The organism is Candidatus Zixiibacteriota bacterium (assembly GCA_029860345.1).
Classification (GTDB): Bacteria; Zixibacteria; MSB-5A5; order GN15; family FEB-12; genus JAJRTA01.
The window spans coordinates 557,098-581,772 of sequence record JAOUBJ010000001.1; the positions used below are offsets into that span (position 1 = coordinate 557,098).

Annotated in this window: 17 protein-coding genes; 4 read left to right on the forward strand and 13 right to left on the reverse strand. The window is 54.3% G+C overall.

Annotated features, from left to right (window positions below; all coding sequences use genetic code 11):
* Positions 1–59: 59 nt before the first annotated feature.
* The 10 genes from OEV49_01910 to OEV49_01955 all read right to left on the reverse strand — a co-directional run bounded on the left by OEV49_01910 (position 60) and on the right by OEV49_01955 (position 16,709).
* On the reverse strand, positions 60–392 hold the full coding sequence (locus OEV49_01910; GenBank protein ID MDH3889812.1) for a hypothetical protein: 333 nt from the start codon (positions 390–392) through the stop codon (positions 60–62).
* A 7-nt stretch (positions 393–399) separates the two neighbouring features.
* On the reverse strand, positions 400–2,715 hold the full coding sequence (locus OEV49_01915; GenBank protein ID MDH3889813.1) for a hypothetical protein: 2,316 nt from the start codon (positions 2,713–2,715) through the stop codon (positions 400–402).
* Positions 2,716–3,352: 637 nt separating this feature from the next.
* On the reverse strand, positions 3,353–5,419 hold the full coding sequence (locus tag OEV49_01920) for a thioredoxin domain-containing protein (GenBank protein MDH3889814.1): 2,067 nt from the start codon (positions 5,417–5,419) through the stop codon (positions 3,353–3,355).
* A gap of 278 nt (positions 5,420–5,697) precedes the next feature.
* Entirely contained in the window at positions 5,698–6,147 is a 450-nt protein-coding gene (locus OEV49_01925) for a hypothetical protein (GenBank protein ID MDH3889815.1), read from the reverse strand.
* A gap of 183 nt (positions 6,148–6,330) precedes the next feature.
* Entirely contained in the window at positions 6,331–7,794 is a 1,464-nt protein-coding gene (locus tag OEV49_01930; GenBank protein ID MDH3889816.1) for a capsule assembly Wzi family protein, read from the reverse strand.
* Between the two features lie 60 nt (positions 7,795–7,854).
* Positions 7,855–9,255 (reverse strand): sugar transferase, encoded by a 1,401-nt coding sequence (locus OEV49_01935; GenBank protein ID MDH3889817.1) that lies wholly within the window; start codon positions 9,253–9,255, stop codon positions 7,855–7,857.
* 254 nt (positions 9,256–9,509) lie between these two features.
* Positions 9,510–10,568: an aminotransferase class I/II-fold pyridoxal phosphate-dependent enzyme gene (locus tag OEV49_01940; GenBank protein ID MDH3889818.1), complete on the reverse strand. Its 1,059-nt coding sequence runs from the start codon at positions 10,566–10,568 to the stop codon at positions 9,510–9,512.
* Between the two features lie 406 nt (positions 10,569–10,974).
* Positions 10,975–13,296, reverse strand: a complete 2,322-nt coding sequence (locus OEV49_01945) for an SLBB domain-containing protein (GenBank protein ID MDH3889819.1) — start codon at positions 13,294–13,296, stop codon at positions 10,975–10,977.
* A 257-nt stretch (positions 13,297–13,553) separates the two neighbouring features.
* A complete protein-coding gene (locus OEV49_01950; protein MDH3889820.1) occupies positions 13,554–15,950 on the reverse strand; it encodes a TonB-dependent receptor in 2,397 nt (798 codons plus the stop codon).
* Positions 15,951–16,118: 168 nt separating this feature from the next.
* The gene (locus OEV49_01955) at positions 16,119–16,709 is read right to left on the reverse strand and encodes an O-methyltransferase (protein ID MDH3889821.1); all 591 of its coding nucleotides are present in this window, start codon (positions 16,707–16,709) and stop codon (positions 16,119–16,121) included.
* Between the two features lie 106 nt (positions 16,710–16,815).
* Here OEV49_01955 and OEV49_01960 point away from each other — a divergent pair, with 106 nt between their 5' ends.
* Both OEV49_01960 and OEV49_01965 read left to right on the forward strand, forming a co-directional pair.
* On the forward strand, positions 16,816–17,433 hold the full coding sequence (locus OEV49_01960) for a sigma-70 family RNA polymerase sigma factor (protein MDH3889822.1): 618 nt from the start codon (positions 16,816–16,818) through the stop codon (positions 17,431–17,433).
* A 6-nt stretch (positions 17,434–17,439) separates the two neighbouring features.
* Complete coding sequence (locus tag OEV49_01965; GenBank protein ID MDH3889823.1) at positions 17,440–17,754, forward strand: zf-HC2 domain-containing protein; 315 nt, start codon at positions 17,440–17,442, stop codon at positions 17,752–17,754.
* 405 nt (positions 17,755–18,159) lie between these two features.
* Here OEV49_01965 and OEV49_01970 read toward each other — a convergent pair whose 3' ends face one another.
* Positions 18,160–18,699, reverse strand: a complete 540-nt coding sequence (locus OEV49_01970) for an ester cyclase (protein MDH3889824.1) — start codon at positions 18,697–18,699, stop codon at positions 18,160–18,162.
* Positions 18,700–18,965: 266 nt separating this feature from the next.
* Here OEV49_01970 and OEV49_01975 point away from each other — a divergent pair, with 266 nt between their 5' ends.
* Complete coding sequence (locus tag OEV49_01975) at positions 18,966–21,041, forward strand: PKD domain-containing protein (GenBank protein ID MDH3889825.1); 2,076 nt, start codon at positions 18,966–18,968, stop codon at positions 21,039–21,041.
* A gap of 153 nt (positions 21,042–21,194) precedes the next feature.
* Positions 21,195–21,707: a cupin domain-containing protein gene (locus OEV49_01980; GenBank protein ID MDH3889826.1), complete on the forward strand. Its 513-nt coding sequence runs from the start codon at positions 21,195–21,197 to the stop codon at positions 21,705–21,707.
* A 12-nt stretch (positions 21,708–21,719) separates the two neighbouring features.
* Here OEV49_01980 and OEV49_01985 read toward each other — a convergent pair whose 3' ends face one another.
* Positions 21,720–23,483: an NFACT RNA binding domain-containing protein gene (locus OEV49_01985; GenBank protein ID MDH3889827.1), complete on the reverse strand. Its 1,764-nt coding sequence runs from the start codon at positions 23,481–23,483 to the stop codon at positions 21,720–21,722.
* Positions 23,484–24,188: 705 nt separating this feature from the next.
* Positions 24,189–24,626, reverse strand: a complete 438-nt coding sequence (locus OEV49_01990; GenBank protein MDH3889828.1) for a hypothetical protein — start codon at positions 24,624–24,626, stop codon at positions 24,189–24,191.
* Positions 24,627–24,675: the final 49 nt, after the last annotated feature.

Genomic DNA, 24,675 nt, shown 5'->3' on the forward strand with positions numbered 1-24,675 from the left:
AACGTTAGAATCAGAATCTGCTAAGGCGACGAGCGATGTCAGACCTCGCCACCTATATCTCAGGGAGGCTCATACCCGGGCGCATCCCATTTGCGGCCCTCGTGCTTATTCGCCTCCGAGTCATCGAATTTCTCACCTTTGTTTTTCCAGGCGTCCACCGCAAGACGCGATGCGTCATCGAGACCTTCCGGCATCTCCGTGCCGGCCATGGTCAGGCTATCCACCGCCAAATCTTCAGGTATCCGCGCTACAAATACACAGCGACCAAACTGCTGAGTGACAGCACCGCCCATGGATTCGACTTCGGCCTTGGCGGCGTCGAAGTCTGAAGTGAACAATAACAGGTCACGAGTCATCACAGAACTCCCGGGTGACAGAGGTGTTTTGAGCATCGACTTCTCATGGTGTGGCCAGTACCTTTCGTCTGTAAATGTTGTCATTCACGTTGACGCCCCACACCTTATCACTGGCACCGGCGGAAACCTGCTTGAGTCCGCCGGAGACCCGCTGCCACGAATTGCCCGCACGGCGATAGATATAGTCGCTAGAGTTGACACCCCAGACAGTGCCGTCCTTGGCCACCGATACATGTTTGAGCCCGCCGGAAATCCTCACCCATCTACTACCAACGCGCTGATAAATATAGTCTTTAGAGTTGACACCCCAGACTTGGGTCGAGCTACCAACGGAGATCTGTTTCAGGCCGCCGGGAATCCTCTCCCAACTATTACCAACGCGTCGGTAAATGTAGTTTTTGGAATTGACACCCCAGACCGTGCCGTCGGCGGCCACCGATACATATTTGAGCCCGCCGGGAATCCTCTCCCATCTATTGCCAACGCGCCGATAAATATAATCTTTAGAGTTGACTCCCCAGATTTGGGTCGAACTGCCAACCGAGATCTGTTTCAGGCCGCCGGGAATCCTCTCCCAACTATTACCAACGCGCCGATAGATATAGTCTTTGGAGTTGACTCCCCAGGTCGTGCCGTCGGCAGCCACTGATACATGCTTGAGCCCGCCCGGGATCTGCTCCCAGAAGCTCCAGCCGATTTGACCTCGGCTCCAACCACAGAGCGACAGAACGTTGGCATCCATGAGACAAGCTGCTTGGTTACTGGTGCAGTTTACGCAGTTCTTATTCGGAATCCCATAATAGCCGCTGTTGCCGCATCCGCACGAACCATACTCGTCCGCGGCGCCAAAGATATGGCATGTCTCGTGGGCGAAAACGCGGTTGATGGAATCGGGTCCCCAGCCATCGTTATCATAGTCCATTACTGTTCTAACGCCACCGGCATAAGCAAAATGGTTGAGAGGATACTGCGTGAAGAAAGCCGCATAGGCCCAGTTGGTGCTCAGTTTCTGCTTCAATGCGTTGACATAGTCTACCACACCCTGGTAATTCGCCGAGTAACCCAGCTTCTTCATAGCTGCGTTACGCCACGGATCTTCGTATTTGGCATAGGCGCCTGAGATGTTGGGGTCCGGCCCGGGTACAGCGTCGACTGTGACGAAGTTCAAGTCGTAGTGAAATGAGACGTTAGCGAGGGGATTGACATTGGCCAGGAAGTTCAATCCTTCAATTACCTCGGCTATGATCTTCTGGTATTGGGCCGAACTGATACTCAATCCGGAAGCGCTCGACCCTGAGTAGATATAATCTCTAGAGTTGACACCCCAGATATTGTTGACCGTTCCCGCGGAGACCTGCTTGAGTCCGCCGGGTACCCGCTGCCACGAATTGCCCGCACGGCGATAGATATTGTCGTTGGAGTTGACACCCCAGACAGTGCCGTCCTTGGCCACCGATACATGTTTGAGCCCGCCGGAAATCCTCACCCATCTACTACCAACGCGCTGATAAATATAGTCTTTAGAGTTGACACCCCAGACTTGGGTCGAGCTACCAACGGAGATCTGTTTCAGGCCGCCGGGAATCCTCTCCCAACTATTACCAACGCGTCGGTAAATGTAGTTTTTGGAATTGACACCCCAGACCGTGCCGTCGGCGGCCACCGATACATATTTGAGCCCGCCGGGAATCCTCTCCCATCTATTGCCAACGCGCCGATAAATATAATCTTTAGAGTTGACTCCCCAGATTTGGGTCGAACTGCCAACCGAGATCTGTTTCAGGCCGCCGGGAATCCTCTCCCAACTATTACCAACGCGCCGATAGATATAGTCTTTGGAGTTGACTCCCCAGGTCGTGCCGTCGGCAGCCACTGATACATGCTTGAGCCCGCCCGGGATCCTGTGCCAACTGTCGCCGCCAACGACAACTACGCCGACCGCAACAGAATCGGTCATATAGAGACTAGTACCGGTGCCGGTGGACATCGATGCCATGGTCGCTGCGCCTCGGCCTTTTAGTTTGAGCCCGCGACCGGCATCATGGTGGCGGGGAGACTTGAAATCTTGCGAATCCCATTTGGCGCCCTCCCTTGTCGACCTTGTCATCAGGCTTTCAAGTTCGGTGCCTTTGCAGGCATGGGTGGCTTTCCAGGCCTTGGCAATGAGCTTCTGCTGCTCATCGAGAAATTGTTGCACCTTTGTGTCGTGGGTGCTGAGGTCACGGAGTTTATGGGGCTTGGGAAGTTCCACGATTGATACGCTGTCTCCCAATCGGTGCAGGATGCGACCGCCTTTTTCCTCGACTTCCTTCTTGGTCTTCTTGAAGTTCTTGGTGTACACCATTAAAGGTTTGCTCATGACAAGCCTCCATTCCTGTTTAAGGGTCGGTTGTGATCATACTGATTCGCGATACGCGTCCTTTCAGCCACAAGGTAGCTGAGTTGATCTGCATCCGACGTCGGGTGTGTACAGCAAGTGGTGTGCGGTTTACGTCTGAGCTTTGACGTTCCACGTCATCCGCCTCCCAAAGGCGGAGAAGTCGGTAAGGCAGTCGGCCATATTTGCCGAACCCATTCGATGGTTTCGCAAACAAGGAGTAGTCCTTTTAGTAATTTGAGTATACCGAAACGCTCCCCAGTTGTCAAGTGGTAAAGAAAAAATGGGTCCACTTTCCAACCCACTACTTTCGGCAGGTCTCGTGTGCGCTCTGCGTCCTCGTGCGCCACGCGGATGTCATGCTGAGCGCAGTCAAAGCACAGCAGCAGACGAGGACGTCTGCCGCGCACAAGTCGCAGGGTCACAATCCCGACTGCGTCGAGATCAGGACCCTGCGAAACGCTATTTATGACACATCCTCCTTAGTTTGGGACGGAAATAGGGCAGTTCCCATAGGTCGGTCACCCTTGGTGGTCCCGACTCTGGGTGGCCGTTTCAAACCTCGTTTGGGACTGGAAAGGGGCGGAGGAGGATGTCTGCCGCCCATCGATGCACCTTGCTAAATCCCCTGCAACTGCGCCCGTAATTCGGCTACCGAGGAAACCGGGAGTTTGCAGACAGAATTACGGCAAACATAAGCCTTGACCTCGCCGTTTTCAGAACGGCGCCCCTCAAAAAGTGGCGTGGGACCGGACCCGGTGGAATTCGTGCCGATGGCAATGATGCGATTCGGCAGGTAGCTTGAATACAGTTCCTCGAGCATCGCATTACGAACCTCGCCTTCACCAACCAGCACGATTTCAATCTTGTCGGAGAGATAATAGTCCAGTGCGATCATGGCCGAAGACATACTGCCGGGACTGGCTTTCATCCTGCCGGACAGAGCATCAAGCGCCTTTTGTCCGGCATCGAAAAACGAATGTTCGTCGGTCAGGCGGTTGAGCCTGAGCAGATTGGAGGCCATAATAGATGCAGGTGCGGGGACCGACTCATCATGCTCACTTCGAGGACGGACGATCAGATCGTCGGCATTGGCCGGCCGGAGGTAAAAGACGCCTGAGTCATCCATAAACAACTCAACGGCGTTGGTGGTTAGTTCCTTAGCGAACTCAAGCCACCGTCCATTGCCCGAGGGGTCGGATTCGTACAGATTCAGCAGGCCCTGAGTGTAGTATGCGTAATCTTCCAAAAACTCTCCATCCGAGCGACGTCCCTCACGAAACGAATGTGTCAGCTTCCCACTCCGATAGAGTTGCTCCTGCACGAAATCTGCGTTTTTCAGGGCTGCTTCAAGGTATCTCTTGTCACCGGTGACTTGATACCCTTTGCACAGCGCCGTCAAGCCCAGTCCGTTCCACGAAGTCAGGATTTTATCATCGGTCAGCGGGCGTACTCTCTTGCTGCGCGCTTTGAACAGTTTAGCCCGACAGTCGCTAAGGAAACTGTCAAAGTCTTCGCGATCCGATCCTTCTCTTACCTTGCGGGAGTTTGGATCTATGTTCAAAATGTTATGACCTTCGAAATTGCCGCCAACGGTAACATTGTAGAAGCGATTGAACAACGCCGCGTCCTCTTTACCGAGCACGTTTACGATTTCTCTTTCGCTCCAGACATAGAACTTCCCTTCCTCCCCCTCGCTGTCGGCATCGAGGGTGGAGTAGATACCGCCGTTGTCATCGACCATCTCCCTGAGCAGCCAGTCCAAACTGCGCCGAACGATATCGAGATACCTCTCTTCGCCGGTGATTTGATAGGCGTCGACATAAAGCGGCACCAGCAGGCCGTTGTCATACAGCATTTTCTCAAAGTGCGGTACCAGCCAGGCTCGATCCGTGCTGTAGCGCGCAAAGCCGCCGCCCAGATGGTCGAAAATACCGCCGTTGGCCATTCCGTCCAGAGCCTTTTGAGCATCTGTCAGATAGACCGAATCGCCCGAGTGCTGAAAGTGACGCAGGAAAAGTGATAGTTCCATCGCGTGTGGAAACTTCGGGCGATCACCAAAGCCACCGTACATGTCATCGAAGTTGCCACGAAGATTCTGCACCGCCGACTTAAGCATTTCACGGCTTAAATTGCTCTTGGTCAGGCGGGTCTCAAAACGTTGCGAGACCTGAACAAACACCTGGCTTGCCTGGTCGGCAATCCCCTTGGGGTTATCGCGGTAGGCGGTTGCTATCTGAGTGAGGAGGTCCATAAAAGACGGCCGCCCATACCTGGCCTCAGAGGGAAAGTAAGTACCGGCGTAGAATGGTTTCAACTCGGGTGTCAGCCATACCGACATCGGCCATCCACCGCTCCCGCTGATCGCTGTGGTGAAAGCCATGTAGATACGATCAAGGTCCGGCCGCTGTTCCCGATCCACCTTGATACTGACAAAGTGTTCGTTGAGAAGGGCCGCGACCGTCTCATCCTCGAACGACTCTCGTTCCATTACATGACACCAGTGACAGGCGGCATAGCCGATGGACAGAAAGATCGGTTTGTTTTCTTCACGCGCCCGCTTCAGCGCCTCGTCGCCCCATGGATACCAGTTCACCGGATTGTGAGCGTGCGACAAGAGGTATGGAGAGTTTTCGTCGATCAAGTAGTTGGTATGTTTGTGTTCGGTTTGTTCGGCCTGTTCCATTTTGGCATCCTCCTGCGAGCGGCACGCGGCAGTACCTGTGATCATAACCCCGAGAAGCAAAGCACCAACCGTGCGAGCCGGCAGGGAGCAGATCTTGTTCATACCCATTGAGCGACTGAAACCCTTGCTGGTGTTTAGATTTGGGGACCTCTCATCTATCTTCATTCTTTGGACATCTTTCAGGTGTAGATTTGAACAAGCAAAACCGCCCGGTCCGGACACCGAGCGGTTTTTCACTTTATGCTATTACCAAGCGGAGTGTTGTTTCACAATACTATCTACTTGCCGGTCGAACCTTTGGAAGCGTAACCGCATCCGTCCATTGACTTGCAGCCGTCGCACCAGCCTTTTTGCTTTCCGTCGACGGTGAATGTTTCAACGTCAAGCTGGTTGGCCGTGGCATGATAGACACCATGAACCTTGACAAGCTTGTTGTGATACTTGTCCCCGGCCAGCAGATCTTTCGAATACTGGTTTTCAAGCAGGTTGACATAGATGCCGTCGGCCGTTTTTACAGCATGTTTGTGACCGAAGGCAGAGCAAGAGGCGCGGGCTCCTTCCGCTTTCTTCAGGTCACAGCCCATACAGACGAGGGTGCCGTCAAAAGTCTTATGGGCAGCCTCGGTTGTAACGGCTGCTGTTTTTGTGGCTCCCTGGTCATCACAGGCCTGTGCGCCTGCGGCCGCAACCAGCAATACTGCGCTTAGAATGGTCAGACTCTTTCTCACGGTTGGACTCCTTTGGTTGTTGCTTGTTCGCTTCATCCGACTGGACGGATAACAATCAAGCCACCATCGATGTTCCCCACCGGACGCTGCGGCAAGCCTTCCGCCGACCACGACGCGATGGTAACCCTAAGTCAAACTATGCTTTACGATTTGTGGAGAAAATTGGTCCGAATTACCCAAGACTCAGTCTACGCCGACGGTGGTGAAGATAAACGACGATAGCTGAATGCTGATGAAAGGTCGGTTTTGGTTCTCACCCTCGATGTGCTCGAAGTTCTTCCTCCAATCCAGACCAGCGGTGATATGCACGAAAAAGTTGTTGCCCACAAAGCCTCGCCCTCCGACTGCGAACAAGCGGCTGCTTTCGACAACGCCGGTGGGGAACGATTCTGTGTATGTCCCTTCAATCTCCATCCAGGGGCTGCTCCATTCGTCCGAGACCCGACCCTCGCCCTGCCGGTGGATATCGATTGTTGCCGACAATGCGATCTGCTCACCGAACCACCGGGTCAGATTGATCGACCAGTGATCGTAATCATTACCCAACGCCCCGCCCAGTAACTGTCCATGATAGAGATAACGGTTGCGTTCATGCATCTGGTTGAAGGTTCGGTTGGTGACCTTACTGTACTCAAGTTGGAGGTCGAGCGACGGCATCAGGTCGACAAGATGTGTCCCCAGGATGAGGCCTATCTCGTCAGGTTCCTGATCCTGCTGCTCCCGGCTGTCGATCTGGAAGTCGTCGATGAGGAGTTGGCCATACAGCTTATAGCCGACTTTCGGTTTGAAGGTGAAATCGAGGCCGATCATGCTGTTGTCGTTGGCCCCTTCGTTAAGTTGCGATCCATGAAAGAAGATCAGCGGGTTGAGATAGTAGAAATCGAGCTGTCGACCGGCGCCGCCGAACACTATCGTCTCGAACAGGCCAACACGCAGTCGCTTGTGCAGATGGATGTCCAGACGGTGACCGGCGAAATACCGGTTTTCAAACTGGGCCGTGCTGTCCTGATCCGGATTCATGCCGTCAAGCCGAGCCAGCCGGTATGACAAGGTGAGCCGACCCCATTTGACACGGTACGCCAAACCGTCCAGGCTGACATTCGATGACAGCACCAGCGAGTTGGGCAAGCCCCAGAACGATGCAAAGCGACCAACCGTGAGTTTGAATCGTTGCGTGTTAAACTGGGCGAAAGCGTTTTCGACGCCGCCCGCAAAACCGCGCCATTTCTTCCCGGTGTACGTTTCATCCTGCGCTCTGGCTTCATCCAAAACGAAATTGCCATATACGAACAAACGGTCGGTCGGACGTGCAGCCACGGCGCCGCGAAAAGATTCCAGGCTGATGGCCGATGACTCTTTTATACTGCGGAAATTCTCCAAAGCGAAGGCGGAGAGGCGTAAACTCCGCTGAGGGATATCTTTCAAAGGAGACAGCGGACCCAGCATGAGATCGTCCCGATCCAAGGTATAAGGTCCCAACTGAAAATCGTACCGATCCAGGTTGAGGGCATCGAGACGTTGAAAGCGCTCGTACAGGAATCCCTGTTCGGGGCCGCCTAATGGGAGCAACTCTGCGCCGACCGAGCCTGTAGCAAAAACCAGGAACAGCAGGGCCAGCAATATTCTGTAGATCATTGAACGATTCATAACAGCATCCTATGCTTCGAGTAGGCCGGGGCAGCCGTCCCGACGGTCTGGAATGACCGCTCAGGTACCGGAACCCTTGATCACCGCCGGAATGGTTCTGGCCAGTATCTTGGCATCGAGCCATAGCGACCAATGATCGATATACTCCAGGTCGAGCCGCATCCAGTCTTCGAAATCGATCTGGTTGCGACCGTTGACCTGCCACAAACAAGTCACGCCCGGTTTCACTGAGAGTTTGCGATGTTGCCAGGGGTCGTACTCGGCCACTTCCCTGGGCAGGGGCGGGCGTGGTCCCACCAGCGACATCTCGCCGCGCAAAACGTTGAAGAACTGCGGTACTTCATCGATCGAGTACTTGCGCAGGATTCGTCCGATCTTTGTAATCCGAGGATCACGCGCTATCTTGAAGACCGGGCCGCTCATTTCGTTTTGCTCCTTCAAGGTATCTTTCTTTTCTTCGGCGTCGGCACACATAGTGCGAAATTTGAACAGCTTGAATGTCTTGCCGTTCAAGCCGGAGCGTTCCTGACGGAAAAAAACCGGTCCGCGGCTTTCCAGTTTGATTGCCATAGCTGTAGCCAGCATCAGCGGCGCGGCCAGTAACAACCCGACCAAGGCACCAATACGGTCAACCAGAGCTTTTACCAAAAGGAGAGACTGATCCTCAGGTACGGCTCGATAGACCACTGTCGGCAATCCGCACATGAAGCCGGGACGCATTCTGGCCACTTTCGGCCGGAACGGTTCCGGCAGGAAACAGATAGTGACACCCATACGCTCAGCCAACTCAAACAGTGGGCGCGTGCGCAACAGATCGGGCGGTTCCACGGCGACAATCAGAGCGTCGATTTGACAGGTAGCTATCAATTTCTCCAGTGCTTCGGGTCGACCGATCAACGGCACGTCGCGGTAGCGCCATAGGTAGTCCTTGTGATAATCCAAAAAACCGATCAATAGCGTGTCGACATCCGGGGAGTCGAGAATCCGGTCGGCTAAACGTTGGGCCTGACGCCCGGTGCCGACAATGACGGCCTGCTTCTCAAAGGTGAGAGTTTTGCTCACGCGCGCTCTTTCCCTCAGGTAGGCGAGCGTGACCCGTGACAGAAACATGCCGGTTGACTGCAAAAGCAGATCTATGGCAAAATACACGCCCATGGTCAGGTTGGTAACAGCCCAGTTGAGCATAAATGCAGATGCGGACAAAGCCAACAGGATTGTCAACTCATCCACCATTACACCACCTAACCGTCGGCGGATCGAGGCCGATGTCAGCACCGGCTTGGGTCCCCTGGTCAACCGGTATACCAAACGGATCAGTACCAAAATGGCTGCCATCTCGATGAAGTTCGATCCCAACGTTTCGGTCAGGACCAAAGCACCGACCAGCGCCAATACCGAAAGGAAAGCGGAGCCTATCTGGCCGTGGATCGACAACAGTAGCTTTTTGGTAAACCGTTTCACCGCGCTCCCCCTTGACCGGGGATCGTGCTGTCAGGCGACTCGCCTGACGGCCATTGCTTTTGAAGGCGAGTGTCGGGCGGGGTCGACCGACACCACTCTGGTGATAATTCTGCAGGTGAGTAGAACATATAAGCAGCCCGCCTTTTATAAGGATTTCCCCATCTCTGAGCCTGCCGGCCCTGTGGATAGTTATCGACGCTGCTGTTCCCGGCTTTAGTTTTCATCAGTTCCAAGCTGTCTAATCAATGTCGGTGCTATTCGTTCTCGACCGTCTCCTCCAGGCGGTTTGAAGCCTTTGTCTCCGTGACTGATTGCAGTCTGCTTTGCACCGGCGACGGCACAATTGTCTCTTCGCCGTGGTGCGTTTTGGTCGGACGGGCATCCGGACGCTTCATGCGGAAGTGATCCGGAATCATTCGCTGTACGGCCCTGATAAGGTGATCGTTGTTCAACGGAGACTCGATGCGATAACGAACGTAGTTTTTCATTTGAGGATAGCCGTGAAGATTGTCCACTGCGATTTTGTCGGCAGCCAGGGCGTTGCCGAATGATTTCGGGTCGGCGACACGCATGAGTAGAAAATCGGCGGGAGTTGTGCGACAAAACAGACCGCAAGCATCCAGCGCCTGGGCGATACGCAACGATTCCTGACGCACTTCGGCCATGCGATTAACCACGGCCTCCTCGTTGGTCAGGACCGATTCGACAGTGCGGCAGAGAGCCTTTGTGAACACTGATCCGCTGTGGGCCTGGGCGATCTTCTCAATGGCAGGACGACCGGCCAACACTAATCCGATATCGGCCGAGTTGATCGAGAAGGCGGCGGTGAACGACCTGAGCACGATAACATTGGAGTGTGTCTCGGTTAACGGCAGCGCCGACACACCGTAGTAGTCGAAGTAGTATTCGTCGACAATCAGCGCTCCTTCAGGGACGGCGTTGGCTATCTCTTCGAGATTAGACAAGGAGTAAGTAGCGCCGGTAATTCGATTGGGATTGGCTATGTAAACGATGTCGGACCGGGCGTTGACGCCCTCTATCACCGACTGCGGACGGCTGGAGAACGGCGACGGCGACAGCCGTTCCTCAATTTCAATCTGCGAGCGGTCAGCCGCCTGTGCTACTTCCGAAGTCACCTGACCGGCAGCGACCAGGCGCGACGTGGGACCGCCGAACTGGGTCAGCAGGTCGCCCAGAAGGTCAATGTAGTCGGCGAACGGCAGGATCGTCTGAGGATCGACGGCCAGCTTTCTTGCGATGTCGGCCGTCAACTGATCCAGACGAACACTGTTGCTGGTGGTAGTCGTTATCATAGGTACTGTCCTTTCGGAAAGGGAGCTTTCTTTTGCGCTTGATATCGATGAGCCAAGAACTGCTCACCTGGGGCGTGATGATTGAGGATCGCTTGCGTGTGTCTCTGTTTTTTGTCTTCCATGACTTTACAGTGCACAAAGGGTTCTTGTCACCCTCAGGTATTGCAAGCTCTGTGCCGGTTCGCGCAGATACTGGGCCGCGCGCGTAAGCGATTGCCTTTCAACACACAAGGAGTGTGATTACAATGCGAAGCGGGCCGACGCTGAAACAATCAACGCAGCCATGGGGAGCTTTATTCCTGTCTTGATGGGCATTTCTTTCGCCGCAAATAAGACCGCCGCCTCCGCAACAGCGAAGGCGGCAGCCCTTAGGAAGGTAAGATAAGATGCGTGTGATCTTGTTTGATCAGAGCTTGCTGATGATATAAACCGAGGTCAGAACACCGGTAGCTGCCGACAGCCAGGTGCCGATGCTCTTACCCCAGTTGCGATCTTTTTGTATGCGTGTGGGAACGACAATCATGTCGCCCAGTTCCACTCGTTTGCCGAGCGCACCCCCGGACAAGACCTCACCGCCGGCTCGCACAATGCGAACCTCACTCTTGTCCGCGCGGCGGGTGAAATCTCCGGCTCGCTTGATATAGTGTTTGGCTTTCTTACCCCGTTCAAAACCGATTGTCCCATTGGCGCCAACGGCGCCGATAACCGGCACGCCGGTCGGGATGGTCGGTACGTAGATGCGGTCATTCGGCTTGAGCACGATGTTGGAGTTACACTCGACCAGGCTGGAAATCTTGTCGGTGTCTATTATAATCCGTTTCATGGCTCCCTGATCGTAATCGATTTCTGTCTGTTTCTCCGGACGACCCAGACTATCAACCACCAGGGGCTGGGATCGTGCCAAGAGTAATGGTAGATTTGCGCGCTGCAAATCCTGGGCGATTGAAGGCCGTTCCAGGACCAATCCCTTGGGAAAGGCTGCCTGTGTGTAACCACCGGCGCGGTTTAGAATCTGGCACAACGTCTCACCCCTTTCGGTCAGCACGTATTCTCCCGGAAAGACAACCTCGCCCTCGATTCTCACCGAACGCTCCTGTTGCCAGCGCGGTATCTGTCTGATGAACAGATGGTCGTCTTCCCGAAGCGTTACAGCTTGACGCTTGGCGTCCTGTACCAGGTCAATATACTCAAGAGTCACACCGCCGGCCAAATCTATGCGAGCCAGTTCCGCCTGTGAGCGATCGGCCGAGCGCGTATATGAACCGGCCAGAAAGACCAGATCGTCGGCTGACATACCATCATAGAGTGGATACCAGCCGGGCCGGCTGACCTCACCCTCGATATAAACGCGGCGGCGGTGGCGAACGTCGTCAATTGAATAAACATGGATCGAATCATGATCGGCCAGCAGGATATCAACAGCCGGGTCGCCATTCAGCACCTTTGTCAAGTCCAGCGCAATCACCTCGACCCGCCGGTCACGATGACGGCGGAAGAGGTCGGCTCGGTCCATATAGACATCGTAGGGCTGCAATTTCGATTGGCCTAAGACGTCGGAAACGCGAGTAGAGTCGTTTCGTTCGTAATAACCGGGATGTTTGACCAGTCCAAACAGGGCCACCAGGTTCTTTTTGGCGTTGAATATCGAATTGATAGTAATGTGATCGCCATCCTGCAAGGCTACCGTGTGAGTAGCTTCGGCCGGGTCGTTGCTCAGATTCAGATCCAGCACCTCCCACTGATCGTGCTCGGAAACCCGTTCCAGCAGGACGTGCTCCAAATACGCTTCGGCGGTGGCGTGGCCGGCCAGATTGATAAGGTCCTCAGCCGTTTCGCCACCCTTCAGTTCATAGATGGCCGGTCGCTTGATCTCACCTTTGATGGCTACACGCGCCCCGGCCACCGGGACAAAGATCACATCACCGGACTCCAAACGAACGTCGGTGGAATTGTCACCTTCCAACAAAAGTCGGTAAAGATCGACGATGGCCTTGGCTTTCCCTTGTTTCATCAACTTGATTAGGCGCATAGACCCGCGCTCGTTCGGTCCCCCGGCCATCGACAGAGCATTGAACAACGAAACCAGTGATGACACCGTGTATGCTCCCGGTCTCTGAACCTCGCCGGTGATGTAAATACGGATGGAACGAATCTTTCCGAGCGAACAGGTCAGTTCGAAATCGGAAAAGACTTTCCCGAACCGCTTTTGCGCGCGCTGAGTGAACTGGCCGAGCGTAAGACCCCAAACGGTCAACTCGCCCACGGTGGGAATGAACAGTTTGCCTTCGCGGTCGACGGTCAGGTTATACTCTTTCTCCACCCGACCCCACAGAAAGATGATCAGGTTGTCGCCGGGTCCTAAGACGTAGTCATCCAGCGACGCGACATCAGCCGGCGGCGACGTTTCCGCCGTGCGCTCAAAGAACTCAATGCCGAACGGTCTAAGCGATGCGACAGTCGCAGGCTTCACTTCCGGTTGGTTAGGCACCAACTCGGCCGGGCTTTCATAGTCAAAACTGCGACTTGGGTCGCCATCGATCTCAACCGGTGATGTGTAGTTCCCTACTTTGCCGGTTGATGCAGATTTTCGATGGTACTCTTCGAGTAGTTTTGACCTCTGCTCGTCCGTAAGCCTGTTGAGGTCCTGTGCTATCAGTTGCTCAAACCAGTTTAGGGCCACCAACACGATCATCAGGGCCACTATGAGTAGAATCTTTTTGAACATCATTACCTTCCTATCAACGCAACCTTCCTAAAGTCGTCGGCGTCCTGCCAACAGCGTCGAACCATGTCATTGCAATGATGATGCCGAAGCGCTGCACAATGCATAAGTGCATACTCTGCAGCGTGATAACTGTGCGAACCACGGCCGGCTAAAGAGCCGCCGAAGCGCTCTTTGGAAAAAGATTCTATTTGGTTTGGGAAAACTTCTCCGCTCGCATCCGGACATATACCCCGCCTTCCGAATGCGAGCGGTTTATGAGTCTAGAAACTGTACATCACGCCGATCGAAGGCATTATCTTAAACCAATGCTCTTCGTTACGAGTCAGGCGCATACTTCTTCCGTTCCACTGGCGGTTGTAAGTGTAGTGCCGGACGTTCTTTTGATTCAGCAAATTGATGACCTCCGCAAAGAGCGTGATCTGGCCTCGCGATGTGTTGAAATACCGATTAATTCGCAAATCAACACGGCTAAAAGCAGGATAACGCTCGGAGTACGGTTTACCCGCGTCAAAGTCGTAGTAGGTTCCATCGATTGTTGCAACTTCCTTCACGACGGCGGGTGTAAACGGCCAACCGGTGTGATAGTTCCAGGCAAGGTTCATCTGCCACTTGTGGTTCGGCCTGTAGTTGGCGTCAAAGTAGATCGTGTGACGCTGATCGGACGGGCCGGCAAGAGTTTGGTTTATGGGGACACTTGTCGGTCCCGAGGACATATCAACGTGATTCGGGTTCGTCAAAAGCACATTGGAGACATCATCTTCTACCCACGAAAGTGCATAGCTGGCCCACCAGGTGAACTTGCCGCTGGATTCTTTTCTCAGATAGAGCTCGATCCCCTTTGCCGTCGTGCCGTCGCGCATCACAGAGATACGATCCTCTTCCAACTCACCGAACAGTTCGAGATCACCCAGGAAATTCAGATGGCGCGGTCTCAACTCGGAGTAGCGCTTGTGGTAGGCGTCAAGCCGCAGGTGCAGTCCGTTTTCATACTGATGCTCAAGTCCGAGCGCCCAGTGCACCGCTTTCTGGGCCGGGAAGAAGTCGTCCTCGCCGTCTTCCAGGGCGATAGAATGAATCCGCTGGCTTTGGTAGTACTGTCCCCAGCCCCCCCGGAGACTGGTACGTTCGCCAAGCGTGTAAACAGCGTTGACACGCGGACTAAAATTGTCATCGCCGGAATATGAGACATGGTCGTACCGGACGCCCAGTTCGGTAGTCAATTGAGGGAACAGCCTGAATCGGTTGGCCAGGTATCCACCGATACGTTCACCCGATGATTCCATTACCACCTCGGTGCTATCGATTCGTTCTTCGATCTGACCCGTCTCATCTACAAAGAGCTGGTCTTCTGCAGCGAAATAGTCATACGATGCATCCAGACTGCGAAAATCGACCCCGGCCTTGAATAAGACACGATTGGACAGCTCATACTCCCAATCCTGTTTGATACCGACAAAGTCGAATTCTCGTTCGTCGTGAGCCGCTCCATCGAACGACAAATCTTGATTGGTGGAGGCGCCCTTGCGCTGGTTGGATACCACTCCCATCGAGGCGATAGTACGCGCCGTTAACTGCGGCTTGAGCGATGAGTGCAGTGTCAGCCATAAATAGGAATTGTCGTACTTGGTATCGACCGTATCCGCTTCACCGTCCTCATCGTCGACCATGTACAGATCGTCACCGGCGTGCAGAACATGGGCCGACAAAACATGGGACGGGCTGAGTTGGTACTGCAACTTGCCGAATGCATCGTAGTATTTGGGTCTGAACTTGCTCTCCGGGTCGACCATATCCATTATCAGGTCGAGATACCCACGTCGCGCCGAGAACAGCCAGGAACCCTTGTTCTCTGCAAAGCTGCCGTGCGACATAGCGCGGGCATTCATGAAACTGATGCCAAACGAGTACTTTCGTTCATTGACCGGCGGACGTTTCGATTTCATATCGAACACGCCGCTCATCCGATCGCCGTAGGGGGCCGTGAAACCACCGGTCATCAGGTCGATCCCTTCGATAGATGCAACGTCGATAATACTCAGGGCACCGCCGTCAATGTCTTTTAGATGAAACGGCTCGTACAGCTCCATGCCGTCCAGAAGGACCAGCACTTCGTCGTGCTGACCGCCTCGCACGGTGAACTTGGCCGAGTAGTCGTTTGAGGAGGTGCCCGGCAGACGACGCACGGCCCGATAAATATCGTCACCAAACTGCGGCATCGATTCGATATCCTTGCGCGAAAGAGACTGCTGCACGCTCGGCGTCGTCTCCATTATCGCAAACCTGCTTGGTGACACAACGATGTTCTTGACCGAAATCGGCTTGGGTGTCAGTTCAAAATCAAGGCGTAGAGTTTCCCCTGCCGTCACGACAAGATCGTCATACTGCCTAGGCTCGTAACCAATATGGCTGACTTTCAGCGCATAGGTTCCGGGATCAAGTCTTGACAGGCTGAAGTCGCCTTCGACGTCACTCCGGGTTCCGGTCAGACCGCCGACAATGGCAATACTGCTGCCGATCAAGATGTCCTTGGTTTCGGCGTCGACGATTCGCCCTTCAATCGTACCGCGTTGGCTTGCCGGTGTCGGGGCGGCTACAAGATGGGTCGCAAGAAGACCCATTGCCAAAACCGTCGTCATAACATATTGAACAAACTTCATCGATTGATCCTCTCGTGTCTTCTTTGCTTACCGGAGGTCTAACGAGACCTGCAACTGAACGGATCATCAACGAGTTTCAATCTCAACAAGGTGTCGGGCGCTGATGATCTCTGCCGTGTGAGTTACGCCATAGCAGTTTGGAAGTTTCACTAAATGCTGGATAAGGGACTACAATTTTCGACAGAGCAGTTCCCCCTTGCCGATGGGCACCACGACACTGTCGACTCGGGGGTCGGAGGCTGCATTGTCGACCAGCGGCTGCAGATCATCGGCGTGGCTGATGACATTGTCGGCCACCAGGATCCCGCCCGGAACAAGTTTGGGAATGATCAAATCGTAGCAATCGGCATACTGTTCTTTCTCAGCATCGAGAAAACAGAAGGCGATGGATTCTTCGTCGGTCAGAAGCTCGCGTGCATCACCGTGTCGCAACTCTACAACGTCATTCACCTGCGCCAACTCGAATGTTTCACGGGCCAGGGCGACTTTGTCGGCCAGGATTTCGAATGTAACCAGGCGGCCATCTCGCTGTCGGGCGGCCAGGGCTAACCACAATGCAGAATAACCGGCGCTGGTGCCGATTTCGATCATCGGACCCGGCGGGGCTGAGGCCGCCAATATCGCAATGAACCGTCCGGTGTCGGGCGGAATCTGACGCAGCCGGGCCATGCGTGTGGTGCCGTCGGTTCGGTCGCGGGCGTCGATTTCTTCAAGGCGGCGCATCTGCAGAAGAATCGACTTTGGGATTTCGTTGAGCATTTTTCAATATAGGCCCATCAGCCCACCAGATCAACATTGCACCTGCTTGGACTTGACGCCTGGTGAGAGCGAAGTATATTGCTCCCGACTCAAACAGACTAAAACTATGAACGACGAGCACGACAAGAAAGAGACACCCACCGCCGACCCCTCAGTTTGGGTAAATGAGCACGGCGACTATCTTTACAACTATGCCTACTCGCGGCTGCGCAACCAAACGGCCGCCGAGGATGCCGTGCAGGAGACGTTCCTGGCGGCGCTAAAAGGTCGTTTGAGCTTTACCGGCGCATCGTCGGAACGCACCTGGCTGGTCGGTATTCTCAAGCATAAAGTGGTCGATTACTGGCGCAAGGCGGTCCGCGAAACACCCACCGATCAGATAGAAAAACTACCCTGTGAGTCGGAAAAAGTAATGAGAGACTCCGGCGAATTCCCGGGGGCCTGGATTCCCGAAAGGTCACCCCTTGACTGGGGCGACAATCCGGGTGACAACTTAGACAAGAAAGAGTTTTGGCAGGTTTTGGATCGATGCCTGAAGGGCTTACCAGACCGGATGGCCGGTGTTTTTACCCTCCACGAGATGGAGGAGATCAGCACCGACGAAATATGTAAGGATTTAGAGATCACCCCGACCAATCTGTGGGTGATTCTGCATCGAGCCCGCCGTCAACTGAGGCGCTGCCTGGAGTTGAACTGGTTCGGTGGTGAGAAGTGGCCGGCGTGAGGTAGTATGAGTATATTGACCAAACTAAAACACAGGTTCCTGAACTGGGTCATTAAGAAGATACCCTCCTGCGAGGTCATGACCGAGCGTATCTCGCTGGCGCAGGATGGGAAACTGTCATTGTGGGGCCGCCTGATGTTCCGGATTCACCTGGATCTCTGCCACTGGTGCACTGCATATAACACGCAAATGACTTTCATCACCGAAGCCACCCGCGCCCGGGCCAAAGACGACGCCAGTGTCAAAGCCTCGCGCAACGAACTCTCATCCGATGCCCGCAGACGAATCATGCAGACGTTGCGGGACGCCGACAGTCAGTAGCGGAGTTTGTTGTGTCCGTGTGATCGGCCGAGCGCGCGGGTGGGATCGCCGAGTCTGAAGACTCGACCACCACAACGCATGCACAAGGTGAGATTGGGCGCGCCCCACTGTCATTGCCGCGCAGGCGGGAATCCATCTTCTCCTTCTCCGTCATACTGGCACAGGCCAGTATCCAGTCTCAGAATACAGTCCTGGATTCCGGCCTTCGCCGGAATGACATGCACCAATCTGTCTGCAAGTGACTGGACGCTTAGCATTCAGTATGTCAGGAACCTTGTGGTCCTGACATAGGTGTCAGGTCCATGAAGGACCTGCCCTACGAAGACTGGACTCCTGCTTTCGCAGGAACGATACCAGGGGAATGACGCGCGAAGCGCAAGGAACCCATTTATGGGTGATAAATCACTACTTATTGTCTTCTTCTTGCGGCGGCTCCGGTTCCGGCGGAGGGAAAAACCCTAACTGGGCCAGCATCGACACATTGTCCCAACTTACCCAGGTTTCTGCGATTTTGCCCTTTTCAAAGCGCTGCAGAACTATGTTTACAATCGTGAACTCTTTCCCGGTAGGCGGAAGATCGTTCATCTGCCCGGTCTGGGTACCAAAACCGGTCGCGACATAGGCCACCATGTCACCCTGAGCGAAGATCGGCCCTATGGAGTCACGGTAGTCAGGGACCGATTTCAGAAAGTCTGCGACGAATTCCTTTAACTGCTCGGCGCCGCGCATTTCCTGAAATCTCGGCGGCATGGCCTGGCAATGCCGAACATAATCCTCAGCCAACACCTCATCGAAATAGTCAACATTGCCTTTGGACATCTCCTCGTGGACACGAAATACAGTCGCGATGTTCTGTTGTTCAATCGAGGCGCCCTGGTCGCAGCAACCGGCGGTTATAATAGAAACCACAATCACAACAGCGCCGAGCAGTTTCAATGAATGCATAATCAATTCCTTCTCCTTTAGCTATCATAGACAGTGCACAGTTTCTGACCTACAAAACAAGAATTGCAGCTGAAAATCAACATTATTACACGCCTGAAAAACGCACCGTGTGGCAGCGGGACTCTATCTATTTTCAGCGCAGTAACTGCGACAAAAAAACTTGTAAGGATTGTGAACAGTATTCGACTAATCGGCAGCAGCGAGAAATACACGCAAAAACAAATATGGTTGATCATTGAAGATCAGCCATCGAAAGGAAAGAAAGCATGAGGATGCAAACTGCTCAAGCTATCCGGTGGAGTCTGCCTTTGAAATGGGCCGCCTTGACGACTATGGTGATGGTCTTCACTTTGGTCGGCGCGGCCGATGTCACGGCGGACATTATCAACGTGCCGGGTGACCAGCCCACTATCCAGGCCGGTATCGATGCCGCGTTTCTTATTTCCGACACCGTTCTGGTGGCCCCTGGGACATATTATGAAAACCTCAGATTGTCAACCAATGTGACAATTTCCAGCCATTACATGCTGGATGAAGACCCGGCTCACATTCTCAGAACTATAATAGACGGTTCCAACCCGACCAACCCCGACACGGGCAGTTGTATTATCATTGCTTACGCCAATAATGTCACCGTGCAGGGTTTCACCATAACCAACGGCACCGGCACCAAATGGCTCGATGAGCACGGGGCTGGGCTTATCTATCGCGAGGGCGGAGGGATTCTGGTTCAGGGCTGTGCACCACTCATTCGATACAACCGCATTGTATATAATCAGGCAACCGACGAATCGGGCGGCATGGCCTCCTCCGGTGGCGGCGGTATACGGGTTGGAGACGGCGAGGCTGAGATCTGCAACAATATTATCATGAACAACCATGGAGGCGGATACGGCGGGGGAATTGTCTTCAACTACTGCGGCGGCATTGTCCGGAACAACATAATCGCCCACAACATCGGCGGTTCGGATTACGGTGGCGGCGGTATCTGGCGAACGGGCGGGGCACCGGCTACCGTACTTGAAAACAACACTATCGTATACAACCAATCAAACTCGAACGGTGGCGGTATATGGTGTAGCTACGGTGGTCATGTGAACAGCAAAGGCAACATCATCTGGGGTAACACCGGCACTTCCAATCCGCAGATCAGCAACGTCACGTCGGTGACTGCCTCTTATTGCGCCGTGCAGGATGGCTTCCCGGGCGAGGGGAATATCGAACTAGACCCGGAAATGATCGAAGATTATTTCTACATAAAAGCTACTTCCCCATGTGTTGATGCCGGTGACCCTGCGACGGAACAAAACGATGTTGAAAACCAAAGCAAGGTCGGCGATGCCCTTTGGCCGGCGCGCGGCGGTCTGCGCAATGACATGGGCGCCTATGGCGGGCCGGGCGGATATTCTTTTGAATTGATAGCTGTGCTCTCAGATACGACCGTCGGTTGGGCACCTTTTGAAGTGAACTTTGAGGCTTACACCAGTCTTGCCGTCGACACCTGGACCTGGGATTTCGGTGATGAGGAGTCCGCCACTGTGCAGTTTCCAAATCATGTTTTTCAAGATCGGGGGCTATACGATGTAAGTTTGCAGATCGATGTCGGCGGTGAGTTATACGATGTTATCAAGGGTGAGATGGTCGCCGCGGTGGCCGACACGATGTACGCCGATAACGCAACCGTCGGCACCGACCCTGAAGTCGAGGTAGTGGTCTACGCCTATAATACCATCCCGCTGGAGGAAATCAACATCCCGGTCGTTTTCGCCGGTGACTTGGAATTGGAGTTGGATTCGTTTTCAACCGCTGGTTGCCGGACAGATTATTTCGAAGAACAGGCGCAAGTCCACTTTGTGCCCACCAGCAAAAAACTGACCATCAATCTACGCTCATCGCTGGCCGGGACTTCACCGGATTTGCCGCCCGGAAGCGGACCTGTGCTGAAACTCTATTTTCAACGAGTCTCAGGCAGCGTGGGCGATGTGGCGGCGATTGCAATTGACGGTTACTCGTCGGGTGGTACCGATCGCCTGCCCAACTATTCAGGCGAGATGGCTGCATATTCACCGGTCGCAGTCAACGGTGAAGTAGTCTATGCCAACTGCTGCTCCGGGATACGGGGCAACGTCGACGGCGATCCGGGCGACCAGATCACCATTGCCGACTTGGTCTATCTGGTTGACTTCATGTTTAACGCCGGCGCCGATCCCATTTGCTGGAAAGAGGCAAACATCGACGGAGATTTGATAGGCGATATACTCGAACAAGTAGATGTCGCCGACTTGGTATACCTGGTTGACTACATGTTTTCCGGAGGCGCAGCGCCGCAGATCTGTTTCTAAAAAAAGGGCTCTCAGACCCCTCTGCCGCTGTGCAACAAGGCGGGAGGATCGCATACATAGGGCGACCTCTTCCCGCCTTTCTTGTTGTTCAGTATGTAAGGTGTGTGCTATTATCGTACCAGAATATGGAGTGCCGACGAATTGTAAGAGAAAATGCCGGACCTAACCGCAGACAAAATCATCGAATTACTGAACCTAAAACCTTTACCGCTTGAAGGCGGGTTCTACCGAGAGACCTACCGTTCAGATGACATCATCAATCATGCAGCTCTACCCGAAAGGTTCCCCGACAATCGTTCGCTGTCGACAGCCATCTACTACTTGCTGACCCCTGAGACCTTTTCGGCCATGCACCGCCTGCCGGCCGATGAGATGTTTCACTTTTACCTCGGGGACCCGGTGACCATGCTGCAATTGCATCCGAACGGTTCCAGTGGGGTGCTTGCGTTGGGTCGCAATCTGGCGACAGGACAAAGCCTGCAAGCCTTAGTACCGCACGGCGCCTGGCAAGGAGCGCGATTGGTTGAAGGTGGTCGTTATGCCCTTCTGGGAACCACCGTGGCGCCCGGTTTTGAGTTTGATGACTACGAAGCCGGACATCGTGAACAACTCATCCGACAGTATCCCGACCGCTCAGAACTGATCACACTTCTGACCAAAGCGTAACCGAGCTGACGGCTATTTCGTCAGCGGTGGACGCGGCGCCACCATTATCGATTTCTCCCGCTGTAAAGTCACCAACCCGGGCTTGGCCTTGCGTGGCTTGCGCACGTAGCGCCGTTCGGTATAGACGATGGGCACCAGCGAGTCGTTGCGCGCCTTGCTGTGATATGCAGCCACGGCGGCGGCTTCTTCGACCTCCGCCTTGGATGGAACGAACGACTTGTTGGGAAACTTCAGTACCACGTGCGAACCGGGGCATTGCTGAGCGTGGAACCACAACTCGTATGGTCGGGCGTGGTCAAAAGTAGTGCGATCATTGTCGGCGCCGTCCCGCCCCACCAAAAGCCTGAGCCCGGTGGTCAACAGATACTCCCGATAGGGCAGTCGGACAGTCTGCTCAGCTTGCCCACCGCCGGGCCGACCACCCAGTGCCGTGAGTTCCTGTTCGTATCGCTTGAGGGCCGATTCGAAATTCGAGTGCAGGGCCGCCTGGATTTCGGTTATGGCGCTAATCTCGCCTTTCGTTATCTCCAGCCGCCTCTTGAGCAGTTGTTCACCGTCGCGCCCCTTGCGGAATTTTTTGAAGTACGCCTCCACATTTTGGCGAGGCGCAAGAGCCGGGTCCAACTTGATTGAGATCGTCTCACCTTTGTCGTCAAAGACATCGTCAACTGTTATATTGTCCAACCCGGTCCTAAGTCGGTCGAAGTTTATCTGTAACAACTCCCCCGTTCTCTTGTATCGCTCGAAGTCGACCGCTGTCTTGAGGTCTTCTTCGACTTTGGCCAGCCGCCTGGTCAGCTTTTTGAGTTGACGGTCGACGGCACCCAGGAGTCGCTTTTCGTCGTCGGCTTCTTCACGCCCTGACCTTTTCAGATCGCACATGGCCAGCGTGGCCAGCGAAAGCGTCTTGAACTTGGTGGCCGTCTGCGCTGACGTTTTCAGGCGAAAGGGATAGACCTCGACACCGTCCGGATGATCATATAGCTGTCCGCCCGATGCGCCTCGAAACTGTCCCACCGTTTCCTTGATCTGCTGAGCCAGACGCATGCAGGCAGCTTCGTCACAGGCATCAACCGACAATCCGTCGCAATCGGCGCGCGCGACCACCTCCCGGGCCAGAGTGCGACCGAAACCGTGCACCGTTTTGGCCAAAACGGCAGACACTGATTGTAACGTCTGATCATTCATAGCCGACCCTATTGACCCGGCTGTCACCTCGCGTGGATCTAGCTTGTCCGGCAGCGGTGGTGGTTGATAACGTTCACCTATCGTAAAACTTTTGCGCCTGAGACTGGCCAGCATGCCGAACGAATCGTTAAGATGCCACAGGTTGCCGTTGGGACCCAGCGCTTCAAACAGCAAGTGAGACCTGCCGTCTGTCTTTTCAACGGTGACTGAAATTATCCTATCAAATCCGAGTTGCGCGACGGCCGTGATACATCCTTCTTCGAGGGAGAATATCGAACGCGGTTTTTCTTTGGTCTCTACTCGTATCTTGGAAGCGGGCACCAGAAAGAGTCCGGCTCCGGCTGGGTGATAGCGCAGCCCCAGAGCGAGGCGGGCCTTGTCCTTCTTGAGGATGATATAGACGGCCCGTTCTTTCTTGTAGAACTCGGTAGCCGTGATACGGGCGCCGATTGCTTCGGACTCAAGCGACTCCACCAGGGCCATTATGTGCAGCGACGTTTGCATCCGGCGAATATAGGGCGGTACCCGACACTTTGCAACTAAGGACAGGTAAACCTGTTCTTCGCGCGTCGCCCATTGTTCCGTCATTGCTAGGAGGCTCCGCCTTTGGCGGAGACGAGGCGGCAATCTCATACCATGTCACCCTGGGCGCAGTTGAAGAGTGGTGTTGGGCGACCCGCCCGACACCTTGTGCTTGGTGTAAGTCCTCGTGCGTCGCGACCTTGTCACCCTGAGCGCAGTCGAAGGGTGAGGTGGAGAAAGTACTCAGTGAGAGGTTGGGGCAGATGAGGACGTCTGCCGCATGGCGGGTTCCCTCCTACGGCGGGCCTTTGGCGAAGACGGACCCGCCTTACTTGCGGTCTTTGTGAGGGCAGTGAAGAATCACGCGAAGCGCGTGATGTCGAAACCACAGGGGTTTCGACCTACGGGTGCTCCACACGTTGTGCTCGCCTCCTTGCGTTGTGCTCGCCGAGTCTTCAGACTCGGTGTCAATGGCCCACGCGATCTGAAAATCACGCCGGCACCAATTGCCAGGACCACAGGGGTCCTGACCTACTCGATGCAACAACCTCATGCTGAGCGGAGTCGAAGGCGGTTTCGATGATGCCACCGGTCGCATTGGAGGACTAACAAGCCTTCGTTTTGTTTGAACAAATCTCAAGCGTCGAGCGTATAATATATAGACAGCGGTGGGCGGTTGAAGTCTTTTCTTTGATTGGTGTAGATCTCCCCACCGCTATGGACGGCGGAGCAAGGACGCTCCGCCTTTTCTATTGCAACTGAATCATCCGGCTAAAACGACAAACGAAACCCGACCTGATTGATAGATTCGTTCTCAAAGGTCGCTATCACCCGTTGCACGTTAAGACTCAGCATCGATGTGACCGGCTTGACGACGGACAACTCGATGTAATGATCCCGACTGTTCATCCCCAACGACAAATCAAACGGATCAGCGTATGAGTACTGCCAGTTGAAATCGGCTGTGAACTCAAAACTGAAGTCGGTGAACAGTCGAAAACCGTTTATGCTGATAACCTGCAAAGTGCGACCGCGATCTTCGCCCGCATCGTCATAGTTCTGGTAAACCGAGATTTCGTTGGAGATGGGAAAGAAACCAAGCCTTCCGGATTCAGATTCCCAGGTTGGGATCACTCCGGCTTTGACGTCCGAAAGTGAACTTGTGGCGGTCAGTGTCAGCATGCATACGAGCAGAACAAGCTTGCGCATAGATGACTCCTCTTCTGTTAATGTTTGACTATTGTCATGAACTGTTCTG